This window comes from Arthrobacter sp. CC3 (genome assembly GCF_039907775.1).
Taxonomy (GTDB): Bacteria; Actinomycetota; Actinomycetes; order Actinomycetales; family Micrococcaceae; genus Arthrobacter.
The window spans coordinates 1-593 of the sequence record NZ_JARCCY010000118.1 but is presented as its reverse complement, the minus strand read 5'-3'; the positions used below and the strand labels follow the sequence as shown (position 1 = coordinate 593).

Annotated in this window: 1 protein-coding gene; it reads right to left on the bottom strand. The window is 66.9% G+C overall.

All coding sequences use genetic code 11. From position 1 onward, the window contains the following. Positions 1-2 precede the first annotated feature (2 nt). The coding region (locus PV761_RS24245; RefSeq protein WP_347900058.1) for an NAD(P)(+) transhydrogenase (Re/Si-specific) subunit beta at positions 3-593 on the bottom strand (591 nt) is incomplete at its 5' end.

Sequence of the window (593 nt, the reverse complement as noted above, 5' to 3'; positions counted from 1 at the left end):
TGCTAGAACGCGCGGAGGATGTCTTCGACGCGGGCTTTGGCGTCGCCGAAGAGCATTTGCGAGTTGTCGCGGAAGAACAGCGGGTTCTGGACGCCGGCGTAGCCTGCGGCCATCGACCTCTTGAACACCACGACGTTGTCCGCTTCCCACACCCGCAGTACGGGCATGCCCGCGATGGGGCTGGACGGGTCCTCGGCCGCGGCGGGGTTGACGGTGTCGTTCGCCCCGATCACCAGGACCACCGAGGTCCCGTCTAGGTCCTCGTTGATCTCGTCCATTTCAAGGACGATGTCGTACGGGACCTTTGCCTCGGCGAGGAGCACGTTCATGTGTCCGGGCAGGCGGCCGGCCACCGGGTGGATGCCGAACCTGACGTTCACGCCGCGTTCCCGGAGCTGGTGGGCGAGTTCGGCGACGGGGTACTGGGCCTGGGCGACGGCCATGCCGTAGCCGGGGGTGATGACGACGGACGAGGCGTTGGCCAGCATTTCCGCGGTGGCCTGGGCCGTGATTTCGCGGTGCTCGCCGTGGTCTGTGTCTCCACTCGTGGTGGGAGCGGCGATGCCGAAGCCGCCGGCGATCACGGAGATGAA